The sequence below is a fragment of the Yersinia sp. 1652 StPb PI genome (assembly GCF_041538345.1).
In the GTDB taxonomy this organism is placed as follows: Bacteria; Pseudomonadota; Gammaproteobacteria; order Enterobacterales; family Enterobacteriaceae; genus Yersinia; species Yersinia enterocolitica_E.
The window spans coordinates 3472101-3488971 of sequence record NZ_JAULSM010000001.1 but is presented as its reverse complement, the minus strand read 5'-3'; the positions used below and the strand labels follow the sequence as shown (position 1 = coordinate 3488971).

The following is a 16871-nucleotide window of genomic DNA, read 5'->3' as shown; positions in this document are numbered from 1 at the left end:
TACTCAATCACTCTCTTTCTCTCATTATTATGATAGATTTCCCTCAATGGGTAATAATTCCCGATTGGAACTTATCTTAATATCCTCGCAGTGTTCCGATGCTTGACGGAAAAATAAAAATTGCACCAGTGGCTCGATAATTAATCTTCTTGATTGAAAATAACGCGGCCATGAATTAATAGGCTATATCTCTTGGTTTGTGGGTACTAATCGGCGAATCTTGTTGCAAGGCGATATTATAAGGAATATATCGATTATTTAATTTACTATTTTTGTCATTTTTATAGATGTAGATCAATTTTATTTATAATCAATTTTAGATCTGTCTTGGTTTTTTTTGATTTACCTCATCTAAACCTGACTTTTGTTAGTTGAATGCTGTTAAGTTCTAACTAAAGTGGTGAAAATTGGTCATTAATACTAAAAAAGACATCTATTACCCATATTAATGTTTAGTGCTACGCTTAATTATTTGTTGAATCTTTGCCTGACAGGCAATGCCCTATATTCACTGGCTAATTTATCAAAGGATGATTCATGTCTAAACGTCTATGGCTCCGAACTACCTTACTCACAGCCGCTCTACTCAGTGTTTTTTCTGTTCCCGTTAGTGCCGCAACACATACCCTGCAACTGGCTATCGGTGATGAACCCACCGAAGGCTTTGACCCAATGCTAGGCTGGAGTCATGGCAGTTATCTGCTATTGCATAGCCCGTTGCTAAAACAAAATGAAGATCTTAGCTGGAATAATTTTCTGCTGAGCCAGTATAAAACCAGCAACGACGGTAAAACCTGGACTCTGACGCTCAAGCCGGGCCTCAAATTCTCTGATGGATCTCCTCTGACGGCCAAAGATGTGGTGTTTACCTATAACAATGCTGCTGCCAGTGGCGGTAAAGTCGATATGGGTAATTTCCTCCGCGCCGAAGAAATCGATCCCCTCAATATTCGAATCCAATTGAAAGCGCCACAAAGTACTTTTGTAAATGTGTTGGGATCGCTGGGGATTGTTTCTGCTGATAAATATAATGCCAAAACCTATGCACAAAACCCTATTGGTGCTGGCCCGTACCGTTTGGTGAGCTTCCAACCGGGTCAACAAATGATCGTGGAAGCCAATCCTCATTATGCCGGAAATAAGAATGATTTCGATAAACTGATCTTTGTTTTTCTTGATGAAGACAGTGCCTTTGCAGCGGCGCAAAGTGGGCAGTTAGGGGTCGTCCGCATTCCACCATCGATGGCGGCAGGTCCGGTCAATAACATGAAGTTATGGGTGCGGCCAAGTGTAGAAAACCGTGGCATCGTGTTCCCGACCACTCCGGCGGGTAAGAAAGATGCTCAGGGTTATCCGATTGGTAATGATGTAACGGCGGATGTTGCTATCCGCCGTGCCATTAACTATGCCATTAACCGCCAACTCCTGGCCGACCAAATTATGGAGGGTCATGCTATTCCTGCCTATACAGGTGTACAGGGGTTGCCATGGAATAACTCAGATTCGGCCATTAAAGATGGTGATAGCGAAAAAGCCAAACAGATATTAGAACAGGCCGGTTGGGCGCTGAACAGTGAGGGTATTCGAGAAAAAAATGGGGTGCCGGCCAAAATCACGCTTTGGTATACCAGCGGTGATACTACGCGCCGCGATTTAGCCCAGGCGCTGCGTTCGATGCTGAAACCTATTGGTATTGATGTTGATTTGAAATCCGGTAGCTGGGAAACCGTTGAACGTAATATGCATGCTAACCCCACGTTGTTTGGCTGGGGTAGCCTTGATCCCATGGAGTTGTACCATCACTACAGCAGTAAAGCTGCCGGTGTTGAATATTATAATCCAGGCTACTACCAGAATCCGGTAGTTGATAAACATCTGCAACAGGCACTGGATGCGCCAACCTGGGAACAAGCGGTGCCATTTTGGCAACAGGTTGATTGGGATGGAACGACCGGTGCCGGTATTCGCGGTGATGCGGCGTGGGCGTGGTTATTGAATATTCAGCATACTTACCTGGCTAATGATTGCGTTGATTTAGGTAAGGGGGCACCGGAAATCCATGGTTCCTGGTCACTGCTTAATAGCCTGGATAGCTGGAAATGGACCTGTCAGTAATGAAGGGGATCTCGCTATTTACTCTGCGTTTAATTTGCCTGCTGCTAATCACCGCAGTAGGCACTTTTACGCTGCTGAGTTTTTCCCCGGTAGACCCAATACGCGCCTATATTGGCAGTGAGCTGTTGCATGTTCCACCGGAACAATATCCGCTGATTGCGGCACGGTGGGGGTTGGATCTGCCTTTGTGGCAGCGTTTTCTGCATTGGTTTACTCAGGTTTTGCAAGGTGATTTGGGTTACTCCATGCTGTATAACGCGCCAGTCTCACAGGTCATTGGTGAACGTTTTGCCACCTCGTTTGCGTTACTGCTTTCGGCATGGCTATTCTCCGGCATTGTTGGGCTATTGCTGGGGCTGACTGCGGGACGTTATCTTAATCGCTGGCCTGATCGTTTGATCTCAACCCTGTCATATCTATTAGCTTCGCTACCCACTTTCTGGATTGGTTTATTGTTGCTGTCATTATTTGCGGTGAAGCTGAATTGGGCGCCGATTTGCTGTGCATGGACACCTGGAAGCAATGCTGAAACAGCCAGTTGGAGCGACAAACTGCGTCATCTCATTCTGCCGATGCTGGCCTTGGGATTATTGGGGGTTGGCAATATTGCGCTGCATACCCGCGCCAGGGTTGCTGAGGTGATGAATAGCGAGTTTATCCGCTATGCTCGTGCTCAGGGAGATAAGGGCTGGTCATTGGTTCACTTCCATATTTTACGCCATGCCATTACGCCAGCGCTTTGTCTGCAATTTGCCTCTGTGGGGGAATTACTGGGTGGCTCGCTATTAGCGGAGAAAGTTTTTGCCTATCCCGGCTTAGGGCAAGCCACGATTGATGCCGGGCTTCACGGCGATATTCCGTTACTGATGGGGATCGTCATGTTTTGCGCCATATTGGTCTTTTGCGGTAACAGCGTTGCCAACGCACTGTTACACCGCTTGAATAGGGGAGCTGCGCGGCAATTATGACTTATAACCCAAACCGGGCGCTGTTTCGGCTGTTCGTTTCATTGGCGCTATTACTCATTTTAATTGTTTATGGCTGGGTTATTTATCCCATTGAAGTACCGATGGATCTGATGGCGCGCCGCCAGCCGCCATCACCGGCTTATTGGTTTGGTACTGATAGTCTGGGGCGCGACTTGTGGTTGCGCTGTTTTCAGGGGATGACAACCAGTTTACAAATTGGCCTGATTGCTGCTTTTGCCAGTGGACTGCTGGCGATGCTCACTGCCAGTTTGTGTGCTATCAATAAAACGCTGGATTATATTATTCGCGGATTAATTGACAGTATGTTGGCATTGCCTCACTTGCTGTTATTGGTGCTGATCTGCTTCACTTTGGGGGGCGGGAAACAAGGCGTTATTCTGGCGGTAGCCCTCACCCATTGGCCAAAGCTTGCCCTGATTTTACGCGCAGAAATCTTACGTATTCGCGAGACTGATTATGTGATGTTGTCTCATCGGTTGGGTAACAGTAATTTTTACCGTTGGCGTCATCATCTGCTACCGTTATTACTGCCACAATGGATTGTTGGCACACTGTTGATGTTCCCCCATGCGGTGTTACACAGCGCAGCGCTCAGTTTTCTTGGGTTTGGGCTGTCACCCCATGAGCCGTCGTTGGGGATCTTATTAGCGGATGCACTGCGTTACCTGAGCAGTGGGGCATGGTGGCTGGCTTTTTTCCCTGGCCTGATTTTGGTGGGATTGGTATTAGTATTTGACCAGTTTGCCCGGTCGCTGCAACAACTCTGGGTGAGGATAACCTGATGTTGAAATTTGCAAAATTTGCTATTGATGTTGCTCATTACCGCTGGCTGGGGCGAAAAACCTGGCATCCTCTGCTGAGTAATATTTCTTTGGAGGTGAATCCGGGAGAACTGGTGGCGTTAGTTGGCGGTAGCGGTGAAGGCAAAAGTCTGTTGTTACAAAGTGCATTGGGTTTATTGCCAGACAATATGCGTTGTCATGGCGAGATTATCCTTGATGGTGAGGTGTTGTGCGCCCAAGACAAAATTGAACGGCGCGGAAAAACGTTATGTTACGTCCCTCAAGGGGTCAGCGCGCTAAATCCATTAATTAAAGTCGGCTCACAAATGACCCGTGCCGCGCAGCTTAGTGGTGTAAAACTGCGGCTGGAAGATGTGGCAATGCAACTGCAAACCTACAATCTTGCGCCAGGGTTGGTGCATGACTTCCCTCGCCAACTCTCTGGCGGCATGGCAAAACGGGTGCTGACCAGCTGTGCCACCCTGACCAATGCCCGCTATATTTTGGCTGATGAAGTGACCTCGTGGCTCGATGACGAGCATGCCTGCCAGTTACTCACTCACCTGCGGGCTTTTTGCCAACAAGGGCGTGGCATTTTATGGGTAACTCATGATCTGGCATTGGCGGCACGTTTTGCCGATAAGATTGCGGTGTTACATCAAGGTAAGCTACATGAGACGCTGAGTGCTGAAGAATTGAAGAATAACGGTGGTAGCCCCTGGCTACAGTCACTATGGGCAGCGCTACCGGAGCAACAATTTGTCAGTCAGCACATAGCCTTGTCGGAGGTGGGCGAATATGTTTAGTGTCGATAATCTGACAGTGGTTCAAGGTGGCAAACTGTTGTGGGATAGCATCTCATTTTCTCTAACAGCCGGAGAGCGCTTAGGTATTTCGGCTCCCAGTGGTTTTGGTAAAACGACCCTTGGCCGGGTATTAGCACAATGGCAGTCAGCCACTTCCGGCCAGATTTTGCTCGGTGGCGCGCCACTGGCAAAAAAAGGTTATTGTCCTATTCAGTTAGTGCCACAGCATCCAGAACAAAGTTTCAATCCTTACCGGACTACGGGGGAGAGCTTGCATGATGCCTGGCGACCCGCAGCACATTGGCTTGAGCGGATGGCCGTTAATCCTGATTGGTTGAAGCGCCGGCCTGATGAATTGTCGGGAGGCGAGTTGGCGCGTATCGCACTATTGCGGGCACTGGATCCGCGCACCCGATACTTGATTGCCGATGAAGTAACGGCACAACTGGATGCACATGTTCAGGCACAAATTTGGCGCGTTTTATTAGACGAAGCGGCACACCGCCCATTGGGGCTTATTGTTTTCAGCCACAATAAATCCTTATTGGAAAAGGTATGTTCACGTATATGGATACCAGAGCGTGAAAGTGAAATCCCTCTTTATCAAAAACCAGTAGTTAAGCCTCAAATTGGTTTGGCATTGATAAAAACAGGATGAATTAATAACGGTAAATTAAAACGTAATCGATTAAATAATTAGCTAGAGTGATAGTCACTCAATGTGTGAGATGTTTTATTTCCAAGTGAAAATAGAATTATTGATTAGGATCATATTCTGTTTAAATAATGATAAAAACGCGGGGTTATACATTGGAGATGATAATTAACATCACGGTAAGATAACTTTACATAAATAAATTGAGATGGCGTTCAATATTAACTTGAAGTAGGTGACTATTCTATACACAGTGATTAGTATTTTAACGTGTTTTTATCAGGCTCACACCCCTTAGGGTTTTGTGATTTTGTTTCTGTCTCAGCATGCCAATTTAACATCTATTTTTGGTAGGAGCTCTGGTATTCTTTATTTGTGATGAATATAAACCCGCATCATTTTACGTATAACTAATTGATTTTTAATTGTATTAAATTAATCCGTCCTCATCGCTACAGTGTTTTTTATCAAGTTGGTAATTAATGATGAATTTTCCAGTTTTTGGTCTATATTGGTTAGAGGTGTTTTTTTTATAGCAACATATTGATTTATAATTATCTATGCTACAAAAAGAACATACCGAAACTGAGCGCTGAATAAGGGATTCGTTAGCTATGGGAAGCAAACGTTTAATCGATTCATCCGTTTGTTGTTTACTGTGGATAAATGCAGTAATCCTTTTCTGTTTTAGTAAAAAAATATTAGCGGATGCCATTCACCTATTGATTGGCATAACTAAACGCGGTAAAAAATACCTATCAAAAATTCATCATACAAACCAATCCAACGGGATAACACCTTTATACACGATTGTAATATCTTGCTGTATAACGGGCGGCAGTCGTTCTTTCGATATTTTAAGTTGCAGCGCAAATGTCGGGCAGCATATTGAGGGTAGTTAAAACGCAAAATCAGAACTCAAATGAAGAATCTAACAAGATATGCAGGAGGATGCGCTTAAATTCTGAAATATACTAATTAACTGGCATCAAAAGCCTATTTTATCAGTAATAACAAGGGATAACCCTTTACTGATAAGGCAAGTTAGAGGGCTAGCAGTTATAGAGCTAGTAGGTTGTTTTTCTCACTTTCACTTTCTTAACACCATACAGGAGGGCTTATGCAGCTCACCCCAAGAGAAGTTGAAAAACTCATGATCTACACGCTGTCTGATGTGGCGTTCAAACGCAAAGCGCGTGGCTTGAAACTCAATTATCCCGAAGCCGTTTCTATCATCACCGTGACTGCAATGGAAGGGGCCAGAGATGGCAAATCGGTAGAAGATGTCATGAAAGAAGCCAGCAAAGTTCTCACTAAAGATGATGTGATGGACGGGGTAGCTGATCTGATTCCGAATGTTCAGGTTGAGGCAATTTTTACTGACGGTAGCCGGTTGGTCACGGTGCACGATCCTATTAAATAACACTGATGGCAGCATGCGAGTAAAACCTGAACTGATTATTGCAGAGGATTAAAGCATGAGCGCAAAGAAAAGCACTAAAGATAATGCAGAACAGAATACCCCTCTCGGTGGCTGTATTTTAGCTGATACACCGATCACCTTTAATGAAAATAAGCCAGTAACCAAAGTTAAAGTTCGCAATACCGGTGACCGACCCATTCAAGTGGGGTCGCATTTCCACTTCTTCGAAGTTAACCGTGCACTGGAGTTCGACCGTGCTGCGGCTTATGGCAAGAGACTCAATATCTCCTCAACCACCGCAATTCGTTTTGAACCCGGTGATGAAACCGAAGTTCCGCTGATCCCTTTCGGTGGCAAGCAAACACTGTATGGCTTTAACAATCTGGTGGATGGTTGGACCGGCGAAGGCGTGGTGCCTAATAGCGAACGCCCAGATAAGCTAGAGGCTATCCGTCGTGCGGCTGAGCGTGGTTTCAAATCGTCTAAATGACACCTTATCTTAATCAAAATCATCGAAATTCGCATACGTGTAATTAGCTATAACCAATAGATTTCAAGTTTCTGGAAGGCGGCAAACGAGAGAGTCCCGATGAGCTTACACAGGTAAGTGATTCGGGTGAGCGAGAGCAGCTAACACACCTGTAACTTGAAAGATGAAGGTTACACGCACCGAAAAAAAGAAAGGAGCGACAGATGCCTCAAATTTCTCGGCAAGAATACGCGGGTCTATTTGGCCCAACGACTGGCGATAAAATCCGTTTGGGTGACACCAATCTGTTTATCGAAATCGAAAAAGACCTGCGTGGATATGGTGAAGAGTCCGTTTACGGTGGTGGCAAGTCATTGCGTGACGGGATGGGGGCGAATAACCATCTTACCCGCGATAATGGTGTGCTGGATTTAGTGATAACCAACGTCACAATTGTTGATGCCCGCTTAGGGGTAATTAAGGCTGACGTCGGTATTCGCGACGGCAAAATTGCCGGTATCGGTAAAAGTGGTAACCCAGGTGTGATGGATGGGGTGACACCAGGAATGGTGGTCGGTGTCAGTACTGATGCCATTTCAGGTGAGCATTTGATTCTGACCGCCGCCGGTATTGATAGTCATATTCATTTAATCTCCCCACAGCAGGCCTATCATGCGCTGTCCAACGGTGTGGCAACCTTCTTTGGTGGCGGGATTGGCCCAACCGATGGTACCAACGGGACAACGGTGACGCCGGGGCCATGGAATATTCGCCAGATGTTGCGTTCTATCGAAGGTCTGCCTGTCAACGTGGGTATTCTGGGTAAAGGTAACTCCTACGGACGTGGTCCACTGCTGGAACAAGCCATTGCGGGTGTGGTTGGCTATAAAGTCCATGAAGACTGGGGTGCGACCGCCAATGCCCTGCGCCACTCATTGCGCATGGCAGATGAGATGGATATTCAGGTTTCGGTACATACCGACAGTTTGAACGAATGTGGCTATGTGGAAGATACCATTGATGCATTCGAAGGCCGCACTATTCACACCTTCCATACTGAAGGTGCGGGTGGGGGGCATGCACCCGATATTATCCGCGTGGCCAGCCAACCTAACGTGTTGCCAAGCTCAACCAACCCAACGCTACCATACGGTGTCAACAGTCAGGCTGAGCTGTTCGACATGATCATGGTATGCCATAACCTCAATCCAAATGTGCCAGCTGACGTCTCGTTTGCTGAAAGCCGTGTGCGCCCGGAAACCATCGCGGCAGAAAACGTTCTGCACGATATGGGTGTTATCTCCATGTTCTCTAGTGACTCGCAAGCCATGGGGCGCGTCGGGGAAAACTGGCTACGTGTAATGCAAACCGCTAACGCGATGAAAGCATCACGCGGGAAATTACCAGAAGATGCGCCGAATAACGATAACTTCCGTGTACTACGTTATGTGGCAAAAATCACCATTAACCCCGCAATTGCACAGGGTGTCAGCCATGTTATCGGCTCAGTCGAAGTAGGTAAAATGGCCGACCTGGTACTGTGGGATCCGCGCTTCTTCGGGGCTAAACCTAAAATGGTTATCAAAGGTGGCATGATCAACTGGGCGGCGATGGGTGACCCGAACGCATCATTACCAACGCCACAACCGGTATTCTATCGCCCAATGTTTGGTGCGATGGGCAAAACCCTGCAAGACACTTGCGTCACCTTTGTTTCCCAAGCCGCTCTCGACGATGGCGTGAAAGAGAAAGCTGGGCTGGAACGTCAGGTTATGGCGGTTAAAAACTGCCGTACCATCTCTAAACATGATCTGGTGCGTAATGATCAAACCCCCAATATTGAAGTGGACCCTGAAACCTTTGCGGTGAAAGTGGATGGCGTACATGCCACCTGTGAACCTATCGAAACAGCATCAATGAACCAGCGCTATTTCTTTGGTTAATAGGACGTTTGGACGCTAATCCGTTATTTCAGAATTCAGCTTGCCCACAGTAAGTATTATTTAGTGCCAAGGAGGGGGCGCGTTTGGATGAATGATACAGAAAAGGATTTCATTACTGTGGGCAAGCTGACACAGGCAAGGAGTCAACAACATGATTTTGATAGAGCACATTCTTGGCAATGTGAAAAAGGATCCGGTTTGGCAGGCGAAACTTAAAAATGCCACTGTTGATCTGTTGGTTTTGGATCAACGGGAAGCGCAAAAAAGCCGCTGCCGTAAATCCACCATGCAGGGGTTGGATCTCGGTATTTCTCTCGACAGGAACGTGGTACTTGCTGATGGTGACGTGCTGACATGGGATGAAGAAAGCAACGTAGCAGTAGTGGTGCAGATCAATTTGCGCGATGTGATGGTGATTGATTTGAGTGAACTGAAAAACCGTTCAGCGGATGAGTTGATTAAAACCTGCTTCGAACTGGGCCACGCATTGGGTAATCAGCATTGGAAAGCGGTGACTAAAAATAATGAGGTGTACGTACCTCTCACGGTTGCTACCACCATGATGGACTCGGTCATGCGAACACATGGCTTCCAGCACTTACCTTTCCGTTTTGTTAAAGGGGCAGAAATTCTGCCATTGCTGACTAACTCTGAAGCACGGCTGTTGTTTGGTGGCGCTGAAGACACTGATACCCATGTTCATGTTGCCAGTCCTCTGGATGAACCCCATGGTTCTGGCTTACATATTCACAGTATTCACTCTCATGGTGAAGGTCATAGCCATAGCCATGACCATGACCACAGTCATGGTGATCATGATAGCGACCATAAACACTGATTGAGGCAGGGAGGCAGCGCAATGAATGCATCAGATCTGATTCGTATCATGCAATTTGGTGATTCCGTACTGCCGGTCGGGGCCTTTACGTTTTCCAATGGTGTGGAATCAGCCATTCAAACCGGCGTGGTTCATGACGTGCCCACATTAAAAGGCTTTGTCCTGACGGCGTTAAAGCAGGCTGCGAGCTGTGATGGTATGGGGGTTGTCGCGGCCCATCGGGCCGTAATGGCGGATGATAGTGATGGCATCATCCGTGCTGACTGGGCAGTAAATAATCGTAAGTTAAATGAAGAAAGCCGCTTGATGGCAACCCGAATGGGGAAAAAATTGGCGGAGATGTCTATCCATGTGGTGGAGCACCCGCTGATCAGTTGGTGGCTGGGGCAGATAAAAAGTGGCAATACCGCAGGCACCTATCCGGTGACTCAGGCGGTGGTTATGGCTGCACAAGGGATAAGGCAGCGGGAAGTGGTGGTTATGCATCAATACGGTGTAGCGATGACGATATTAAGTGCGGCTATGCGTTTGATGCGCGTGACCCATTTCGACACCCAGCGCATCTTGTTTGAGTTGAACCATGACATTGAGACGTTCTGTGATATTGCCGAGATAGGTGATATTGACCAGATGTCTTCTTATGTGCCGATTGTGGATGTATTGGCGGCGGTGCATGTGAAAGCACACGTCAGATTATTTAGTAACTAACTGATTAATAAATCGTATTCTGAGTGCTTGGTTTTGTATTAACCGAGTGCAGAGCTAAAGCCAGATCAAAATTAAGAGGATTACCCCGTGAATAGCCATTCAACCGATAAACGCAAAAAGATTACCCGCATTGGTATTGGTGGCCCGGTAGGTTCAGGTAAAACCGCCATCATCGAAGTGATCACCCCGATTCTGATTAAACGGGGGATTAAGCCACTGATTATTACCAATGACATTGTGACAACAGAAGATGCCAAGCAGGTGAAACGTACCCTGAAAGGCATTTTGGATGAAGAGAAAATCCTTGGGGTCGAAACTGGTGCCTGCCCACATACCGCGGTGCGTGAAGACCCAAGCATGAATATTGCCGCAGTAGAAGAGATGGAAGAGCGTTTCCCGGACAGTGATCTGATTATGATTGAAAGTGGTGGTGACAACCTGACACTGACTTTCAGCCCGGCACTGGCTGACTTCTATATCTATGTTATCGATGTGGCTGAAGGGGAAAAAATTCCGCGCAAAAATGGTCCTGGACTGGTTCAGGCAGACATTCTGGTCATCAATAAGATTGATCTTGCCCCCTATGTCGGCGCTAGTTTGGATGTGATGGAAAGTGATACCAAAGTGGTGCGTGGTACGCGCCCTTATATTTTGACTAACTGTAAAACCGGTCAGGGGATTGAAGAGCTGGTGGATATGATTATGCGTGATTTTCTGTTTACTCACGTACAGCCTGAAGGAGCAAATGCATGACATCGCAGAGCCAGAATATCGTGGAGACACCTTCACGGGTTCGCGCTCACGCATTAGGTGTTAACGCGCCGGAATTAGCGAAATATCAGGATGAACCGGTGCAGATGCGTAGCGGGGCCGTAGGGAAAAGTGGTTATCTCAAACTGAGATTTGCCAAACGTGAGCATCGCAGTATTTTGGCCGAAATGGAAAGACGGGTGCCATCGATGGTACAAAAAGCACTGTACTGGGATGAAGAAATGCCTGAATTACCTTGCGTCACCATGATTTCGACCTCGGGGTGTATTTTACAAGGGGACCGGCTGGCAACCGATATACATGTGGAGGCTGGAGCTTGCGCGCATGTTACCACACAGTCGGCCACCAAAGTTCATATGATGAATGCGAACTATGCCTCGCAGATACAGAATTTCACCGTGGAAGAGGGGGGCTATCTGGAGTTTATGCCGGACCCGCTGATCCCACACCGTAATTCACGTTTTATTACTGATACCACTATTAATATTCATCCGACGGCAACCGCAATTTATTCAGAAATACTGATGTCAGGGCGTAAATACCATCATGCCGAAGAACGGTTCGGCTTTGATGTGTATTCGTCGAAAGTGGCGGCCCATGATTTGGCAGGAAAAGAGCTGTTTGTTGAGAAATATGTTCTGGAGCCGAAGTCAGAGAGTCTTGATGCTGTTGGTGTGATGCAAACATTTGATGCTTTCGGCAACGTGATTTTATTAACCCCGAAAGAGCATCATGACCGCATTCTGGCTCGGGTGGCGGCCCATTTTGACATTAAAGCCGGTATCGCCAGTGGGGCAACACGCTTACCTAATGACTGTGGTTTAGTGTTTAAAGCACTGGGTATCGACAGCGGCGGAGTGAAGGCGGAGATTCGCCAGTTCTGGAAGATAGCTCGTGAGGAGATTCTTGGTATCACGCTGCCGGCGCAGTTTTTGTGGCGCTAATACTCAGGCTGGGTAATCAACATTATGGAGGCGAGGCCCAAGGATGGGCGAGTAACGAGAGCAGCTAACACCGCTGCAGCTTCAAGCTAGAAGGGTATTACCCAAATTAATTGGAGTTGCAGCAAGGCAGCAAACGAATGAATCCCGATGAGCTTACATCAGTAAGTGATTCGGGTGCGTGAGAGCAGCTAACACCGCTGCAGCTTCAAGTAAGAAGGGTAAAGATAATGAATGCAAAAACAGATAACCAATCTGGCTGGACACAACTGGCCGCTTCGAATGTTTTTATTGAATTTATTGATACAACTCTGCGTGGCTGTGCTCAGGTAATGTTCCAGAATAATCCACTCACCGGGCTATTCTTTTTTATCGCCATATTTGTCGGTGCTTATGGTGAAGGTAACCCGGCTGTTGCCTATGGCTGTGTGTTAGGTACGGTGGTTGCCACCCTTACCGGTTTAACCATGCGTGACCGTAAATCATGGCGGGCAGGGTTATATGGCTATAATGGGTGCTTGGTTGGCGCGGCTCTCCCGACATTTTTAATGGCAACTCCGGTGGTATGGGCTTGCATTGTGCTGGGCAGTATCGTGTCGGTAATCGCCACCGTGTGTATTGCCGATATTTTAAAAACCTGGAAAGTCGCGGCATTAACTGCTCCCTTCGTGTTCACCACTTGGATGATTCTGCTGGCAAGTTACGCCTTTAGCGGTTTGCACAGTAGCGCATTACCCACACCGGCTTTGCCACATCAATTTATATTGGAATCTGGGAGCATCTTTGGTGGCGGCAATACTTTTGTCAGCATGTTTAACGGTATTTCTCAGGTATTCTTATTCAGTAGTCTGGTCGGGGGGATTCTATTTGTTATCGGATTGGCGGTGGAATCTTTGTGGGCGGCTATTTTTGCCGTTTGTGGTGCGATATTAGCCATCCTCACCGCCGCTTTTCTGGATGCTAATCCCCATGATATTAACGCCGGGCTTTATGCTTTCAGTGCGGTATTGACCGCGATAGCACTGGGTTCGACCTTTAATAAACCCAGTTGGCGTGTTCTGGCTTACACCATTGTGGGGGTTATATTTACCGTATTGGTTCAGGGGGCGCTGAATACCTTATTGTTACCGATTGGTATTCCAACACTGACCATGCCGTTTGTTTTAGCTTCATGGCTGTTCTTAGTTCCGAATAAAGATGTGATGCCAGCACATCGACAATAACTATTCCGCTCTGGACGTTTTGCTCTGAACATTTGATCGCTATACGGCTGAAAATAATCTGGAGTGCGAACATGACGACAGTGACAGAAAAAAGAGTGGCGTTTGGTAATCAGCAAACCAAACGCCACGCCATCTATCTGCTTATCGGTTTGCTGGTAGTTAATGGGTTAGCTTGGGTTTGGGCTTTTACCGAATTTAATGATAATGCAGTACTGATGGGGATGGCTTTTCTGGCATACAGTTTTGGCCTGCGCCATGCTGTTGACGCGGATCATATTGCGGCTATCGATAATGTTACTCGCAAACTTATGCAACAAGGTAAAACGCCGATTGCTGTCGGGACTTTTTTCTCGCTCGGCCACTCTACTATTGTGATATTAGCCTCGCTGGCTATTGCCGCGACGGCGATGGCATTTAAAGATGATATGGCGTGGTTTCATGAAACCGGTGGGTTGATTGGTACGCTGGTGTCATCGGTATTTTTATTACTATTCGCTTTTCTCAATTTAACTATCTTGCTTTCAGTGTATAAAAAATTTAAACAAGTCAAAGCGGGCCATGTTTATCAAGAAGAAGAACTGGATCTTTTAGTCGTCAACAATGGGGGGCTGCTGGCCAGAGTTTTCAGACGCGTATTTAATATGGTCAATAAAAGTTGGCACATGTATCCGGTGGGGTTTTTATTTGGCTTGGGTTTTGATACGGCGACCGAGGTGGGGGTGTTAGGGATTTCTGCCGCCAGTGCTACTCATGGCATGAACTTGTGGTCCATTATGGTATTCCCAATTTTATTTGCAGCGGGTATGGCATTGATCGACTCACTCGATAATTTTGTCATGATTGGTGCCTATGGTTGGGCCTTCTCTAAACCGGTGCGAAAATTGTATTATAATATTACCATTACGGCAGCTTCGGTTATTATCGCTTTCTTTATCGGTGGGATTGAAGCGTTAGGATTGATTGCAGATAAAATGAATTTAACCGGAGGAGTCTGGACGCCGATTAATAATATTAGTGAGAATTTAGGCGAGATTGGTTACTGGATAATAGGCATGTTTATATTATGCTGGATAATTTCGGCTGTTAATTATTATGTGCGAGGTTATGATAAGTTGAGTGTTAGTCGTTAACTTTACATTTGTCACAAAAATAAGGCGCTAATTAAACATTTAAAGTTAATTAGCGCCTTATCTACTTCGTGACTCTGTGTTTAACGTTGCGCACCTACAAGTTACATATGTTTCTTAGCGAAACCTACAATATCCTGTCTAATTTCAGAAAGTTTACTTTCAGGTGCTTTCTTACATACTTCAACTACCTTCGGTGTCACGACAGTATCAGTTTCTTGCAGATCAACATAATCGCCTTTCTTATATTGAGTATCATCATTCAATACCCAATACACAACCGGAGTAAATGACTTAGGATTCAGATCGAGGAATTCTTTGCAGGTCATATCACTCGGGGTCGTGCCCGTTGCTTTAGTGGTTGTAGATGTTGCTGCAAAGGTTGTTGCGGCAGCGGAAAGCAGTAAACCAGTCAATGCAATATTACGAAGTGATTTGAAGGACATGCTTATTTCCTTATTTATTTGTCAAATATCATTGAATATTTACAAAGTTAAACTAAGGGTGATGTATATCACTCAACTATGGCGACTCAGGACAATGTTCTATTCCTGAGTGCGGCTGTATTATTATATATTAATAGCATTAATGCCAATAATTAAACGTATTATATGATTGGTCATTCAGTATGGATAACTTTACAATGTGTAAAGTGGGCTTTATATATTATGGATGTAATCTATCCAGGAATGGTAATGAATGTTATTTTACTACTTTGTTTTAATTACATCCCGTGAATATTAGGTGGCTACAAATGAGAGCAAATAACCCACGATTAAATACAACTATTATTTGATTTTCATCAAAAATAATTCTACTTAACCATGATTTTTCTCGTTTTTTATCTATACTTAATTCACCTATAACAATTTTAGTCACTCTATTGATGAAAATATTACAGGAAATTAAGTCTAAAGTTTCGATACCACTTTGCCTCGCTATTCTGGTGGCAATAAATGGATATCTGGTCTTAAGCCCAGTGCTGTTGCGGGCGATATCTCATTCAACCGATGCTGTAAACAATTTCAGTACATGGAAGGAGGCATTAAGTTTTCTTGAATTATTTGAAATTCCTCGATTTATGATCGGTCTGGTATTGATATTGATGGCAATCGCACTTTCGATGAGAACCCGCATTGCATGGTTTTTCACCGTGTTATTGCTGTTTACTATCGTTGCTATCAATCTCTTTATTCTTAAAGATCATAATACGCTGACGACTTATTCTCTTGTGATTATTGTTGCCTTGCTTTTTTATTGGCGCGATTTTGATTATCACAGCCTCGGCAGCGGTACTTTCTTTGCGGTCGTCAGTATTGCATCATTGATCGTCTATAGCATGCTCGGTACGCTCTATATGGGGGATGAGTTTGCTCCGGCCGTTACCGATTTACCTACAGCTTTCTATTTTGCGATCGTTTGTATGTCGACAGTGGGATTCGGGGATATTATTCCTCATTCTACGCTGGCACGGATGTTTACTCTTACGGTGATTATTTCCGGTATAACGGTCTTTGCTGCTTCAATTTCTTCCATTGCCGGACCGATGATCAGTAATAATATCAAACGTATAGTTAAAGGTAGGATTTCTCACGTGGAACGTAAAAATCATTTTATTATTGTCGGTACCAACTCCCTGGCACTGAATGTCTATAATGGTCTACGTGACCGGGGTGATGAGGTTACTGTGGTTTGCGCCGTCGGTAGCCAGCATGAATTTCCTTCCGATGCAGATATTATCGAGGGCGACCCATCATCGGTTGCGACATTGCAACTGGCGGGTGCGGCTAAAGCAAAATATATTATCGCCTTATGTAACAGTGATGCTGATAATACCTTTACCATTTTAGCGGCCAAAGAAATTGCGGGTGAGTCCACCAAGACGCTGGCATTAGTGAATGAAAGCCAGAATATGAAAAAAGTTAAACGGGTAAATCCTGATATGGTGTTCTCATTGCCGTTGCTTGGCAGTGAACTACTGGTTAGGACTCTGAATGGCGATACCATTAATAACGATCTTATTACGGAAATGTTCTTTGGTAACTGTCAGAAATTAGACTGATCTGGCGAGCTTAATCTGC

General features: G+C 45.6%; 16 protein-coding genes. 15 read left to right on the top strand and 1 reads right to left on the bottom strand.

Annotation, left to right across the window (positions count from 1 at the left end):
* Positions 1–537: 537 nt before the first annotated feature.
* The 14 genes from Q2T71_RS15880 to Q2T71_RS15815 all read left to right on the top strand — a co-directional run bounded on the left by Q2T71_RS15880 (position 538) and on the right by Q2T71_RS15815 (position 14793).
* A complete protein-coding gene (locus Q2T71_RS15880) occupies positions 538–2115 on the top strand; it encodes an ABC transporter substrate-binding protein (RefSeq protein WP_372559719.1) in 1578 nt (525 codons plus the stop codon).
* On the top strand, positions 2115–3083 hold the full coding sequence (locus tag Q2T71_RS15875) for an ABC transporter permease (RefSeq protein WP_372559942.1): 969 nt from the start codon (positions 2115–2117) through the stop codon (positions 3081–3083). Before Q2T71_RS15880 ends, Q2T71_RS15875 begins: the two co-directional genes overlap by 1 nt.
* Positions 3080–3886, top strand: a complete 807-nt coding sequence (locus Q2T71_RS15870) for an ABC transporter permease (protein ID WP_372559718.1) — start codon at positions 3080–3082, stop codon at positions 3884–3886. Before Q2T71_RS15875 ends, Q2T71_RS15870 begins: the two co-directional genes overlap by 4 nt.
* Positions 3886–4692, top strand: a complete 807-nt coding sequence (locus tag Q2T71_RS15865) for an ATP-binding cassette domain-containing protein (protein WP_083163051.1) — start codon at positions 3886–3888, stop codon at positions 4690–4692. Before Q2T71_RS15870 ends, Q2T71_RS15865 begins: the two co-directional genes overlap by 1 nt.
* Entirely contained in the window at positions 4685–5350 is a 666-nt protein-coding gene (locus Q2T71_RS15860) for an ATP-binding cassette domain-containing protein (RefSeq protein ID WP_372559717.1), read from the top strand. Before Q2T71_RS15865 ends, Q2T71_RS15860 begins: the two co-directional genes overlap by 8 nt.
* A 1117-nt stretch (positions 5351–6467) precedes the next feature.
* Entirely contained in the window at positions 6468–6770 is a 303-nt protein-coding gene (locus tag Q2T71_RS15855) for an urease subunit gamma (protein WP_002215288.1), read from the top strand.
* A gap of 55 nt (positions 6771–6825) precedes the next feature.
* Positions 6826–7260: an urease subunit beta gene (locus Q2T71_RS15850; protein WP_083163055.1), complete on the top strand. Its 435-nt coding sequence runs from the start codon at positions 6826–6828 to the stop codon at positions 7258–7260.
* Between the two features lie 203 nt (positions 7261–7463).
* Entirely contained in the window at positions 7464–9182 is a 1719-nt protein-coding gene (locus Q2T71_RS15845) for an urease subunit alpha (protein ID WP_083163057.1), read from the top strand.
* Between the two features lie 151 nt (positions 9183–9333).
* A complete protein-coding gene (ureE, locus tag Q2T71_RS15840) occupies positions 9334–10020 on the top strand; it encodes an urease accessory protein UreE (RefSeq protein WP_372559716.1) in 687 nt (228 codons plus the stop codon).
* Between the two features lie 21 nt (positions 10021–10041).
* Positions 10042–10728 carry an urease accessory protein UreF gene (locus tag Q2T71_RS15835; protein ID WP_083163061.1) on the top strand — a complete coding sequence of 229 codons (687 nt, stop codon included), beginning with the start codon at positions 10042–10044 and terminating at the stop codon, positions 10726–10728.
* Positions 10729–10815: 87 nt separating this feature from the next.
* Entirely contained in the window at positions 10816–11481 is a 666-nt protein-coding gene (ureG, locus tag Q2T71_RS15830; RefSeq protein ID WP_005188826.1) for an urease accessory protein UreG, read from the top strand.
* Entirely contained in the window at positions 11478–12443 is a 966-nt protein-coding gene (locus tag Q2T71_RS15825; protein WP_372559715.1) for an urease accessory protein UreD, read from the top strand. The genes ureG and Q2T71_RS15825 overlap by 4 nt, the downstream gene beginning before the upstream one ends.
* 227 nt (positions 12444–12670) lie before the next feature.
* Positions 12671–13663 (top strand): urea transporter, encoded by a 993-nt coding sequence (gene yut, locus Q2T71_RS15820; protein ID WP_372559714.1) that lies wholly within the window; start codon positions 12671–12673, stop codon positions 13661–13663.
* 71 nt (positions 13664–13734) lie between these two features.
* Positions 13735–14793, top strand: a complete 1059-nt coding sequence (locus tag Q2T71_RS15815) for a HoxN/HupN/NixA family nickel/cobalt transporter (protein ID WP_083163067.1) — start codon at positions 13735–13737, stop codon at positions 14791–14793.
* A gap of 101 nt (positions 14794–14894) precedes the next feature.
* On the opposite strand, the gene hdeB is transcribed toward Q2T71_RS15815, so the two are convergent.
* Positions 14895–15236 carry an acid-activated periplasmic chaperone HdeB gene (gene hdeB, locus Q2T71_RS15810; RefSeq protein WP_372559713.1) on the bottom strand — a complete coding sequence of 114 codons (342 nt, stop codon included), beginning with the start codon at positions 15234–15236 and terminating at the stop codon, positions 14895–14897.
* Positions 15237–15676: 440 nt separating this feature from the next.
* Between hdeB and kch the strand changes: the two genes are divergently transcribed.
* On the top strand, positions 15677–16852 hold the full coding sequence (gene kch / locus Q2T71_RS15805) for a voltage-gated potassium channel protein (protein WP_083163071.1): 1176 nt from the start codon (positions 15677–15679) through the stop codon (positions 16850–16852).
* Positions 16853–16871: the final 19 nt, after the last annotated feature.